3 protein-coding genes and 1 pseudogene are annotated in these 1996 nt (G+C 47.3%); all 4 read left to right on the plus strand.

What is annotated here, in order from left to right:
* The first annotated feature begins 144 nt into the window (after positions 1-144).
* Positions 145-684 (plus strand): YqgE/AlgH family protein, encoded by a 540-nt coding sequence (locus tag B7X71_RS15930; protein ID WP_293601451.1) that lies wholly within the window; start codon positions 145-147, stop codon positions 682-684.
* Positions 677-1102 carry a Holliday junction resolvase RuvX gene (gene ruvX / locus B7X71_RS15935; protein ID WP_293599260.1) on the plus strand — a complete coding sequence of 142 codons (426 nt, stop codon included), beginning with the start codon at positions 677-679 and terminating at the stop codon, positions 1100-1102. The genes B7X71_RS15930 and ruvX overlap by 8 nt, the downstream gene beginning before the upstream one ends.
* A 1-nt stretch (position 1103) precedes the next feature.
* Positions 1104-1610 carry a bifunctional pyr operon transcriptional regulator/uracil phosphoribosyltransferase PyrR gene (gene pyrR / locus B7X71_RS15940; RefSeq protein WP_293599259.1) on the plus strand — a complete coding sequence of 169 codons (507 nt, stop codon included), beginning with the start codon at positions 1104-1106 and terminating at the stop codon, positions 1608-1610.
* Between the two features lie 5 nt (positions 1611-1615).
* A pseudogene (gene pyrB, locus B7X71_RS15945) lies at positions 1616-1996 on the plus strand (aspartate carbamoyltransferase catalytic subunit); the annotation flags it as partial.

Here is a 1996-nt window from a genome sequence, read left to right on the forward strand (position 1 = left end):
TCGGTAAAATAAACCCACATGAACACGGCTAAAAAAGCCCCTGTGGGACACGCTTCAGCACCCACCCAGACTTCCCAAGCTTTAGCTGCTGGGTCCTCAATTTCTTATTCCGCTGATCATCTAGCAAACCAATTCCTGATTGCCATGCCTGGGATGGTCGACCCCAATTTTGCAGGTTCAGTCATTTATCTTTTTGAGCATACTGAACGCGGTGCAATGGGCTTGGTGATTAATCGCCCAACTGAGCTGGATATGGGTGCTTTATTTGAAAAAATTGAGGTCAAGCTGGAGGCTGAGCCAGTATCTGAACAACCGGTCTATTTTGGTGGTCCAGTACAAATCGAACGTGGTTTTGTCTTGCACGAGCCCTCCACAGAAGTGGCTTACAGCTCCTCCTTAGCAGTTCCAGGTGGCTTAACCATGACGACATCTAAAGATGTACTTGAGGCCGTGGCAACAGGTTCTGGGCCCAGCAAATTCTTAATGACCTTAGGTTATGCAGGTTGGAGTGCTGGGCAGCTTGAAGAAGAGATTGCCCTCAATGGCTGGATCAATGTTCCTTTGTCCCAGCAACAAATGAGTGAGATTATTTTCAACACCCCCTCTAGCCAGCGCTACGAGAGGACGATGAGTCTTTTAGGTTTTGATCCATCCCATCTTTCTGGCGAGGCAGGGCATGCCTGAGGGTATTAAGAAGGGCGTAGAGCTGACGGTCATGGCCTTTGACTTCGGGACGAGACGTATTGGCGTGGCTGTTGGCAATACCCTGACCAAAGCTGGCCAGCCATTGAGGATTATTGAGGAGCCATCTGAGGATGTGAGATTTAGGGCTATTCAAACCCTCATCAAAGAATGGCAACCAAACCAGTTGGTTGTGGGGCTGCCATGCCATCCTGACGGGACTGAGCATAAGATGAGTGCCAAGGCCCGCCGCTTTGGCAACCAGCTGCATGGACGCTTTCATTTGCCGGTGGAGTGGGTTGATGAGCGGTATACCTCAGCTGTTTTAGAGGGCGACCCCAATATGCGAGACAATTTGGATGCCGAGTCTGCGGCCTTGATTTTGGAGCAGTATTTTCTTGAAAAGAATTGGATTAGTTGAGATGAATGCAGAGCAGTCCTATCTGAAATTACTAGAGACTTTGAGTCAGCGCAAAAAGGCAGGTGATTCATTTGAGTTGGCCGGTCTTGCAATGGGCGGGGCTTGGATTGCAGAGCGTTTAGCTACAGATTTAAATCTTTCCCACTTTGGCGTCATTAACGTGGCATTTCATCGAGATGACTATACGGAGAAGGGTATGACAGCGCTTCGTACTGCCAGCACGATGTCCACTCATCTTCCTTTTGAGGTGAATGGTGCAAATGTCATTTTGATTGATGATGTTTTACTCACTGGTCGTACGGTTCGTGCAGCGCTCAATGAGCTGTTTGATTTTGGTAGACCTGCGAAAGTCGAATTGATGGTTTTGGCGGATCGCGAGAACCGTGAGCTGCCAATCTCTGCTGACTTTGTGGGGGAGCAAGTAAGCGTTCCCGATAATCAAATTTTAGTTTTAGAAAAAGATGGCGCTGGCAAGTTCAGCTTTCAATTAGAGGAGCGTGCAGCATGAGCGGAATGAATAACTTATTAAACGCCCCAGTAAATCAATTTAATGCTGCTGGTGAACTAACCCATTTGCTGACTCTAGAGGGTTTGCCAAAAGAGCAGATTCTGCATATTTTGGATACTGCTCAACAATTTGTCAGTGTGACTGATCCTGCGCGAGAAGTTAAAAAAGTACCACTCCTACGTGGCAAGAGTGTATTCAACTTGTTCTTTGAAAACTCTACGCGTACTCGCACTACTTTTGAGATTGCTGCCAAGCGCTTGTCGGCAGATGTGATTAACTTGGATATCTCCACGTCTTCAACGGCTAAAGGTGAGAGCCTCTTAGATACGATTGATAACTTAGTTGCAATGCAGGCCGATATTTTTGTAGTGCGCCATAGTGTTTCT

The sequence above is a fragment of the Polynucleobacter sp. 39-46-10 genome (assembly GCF_002282275.1).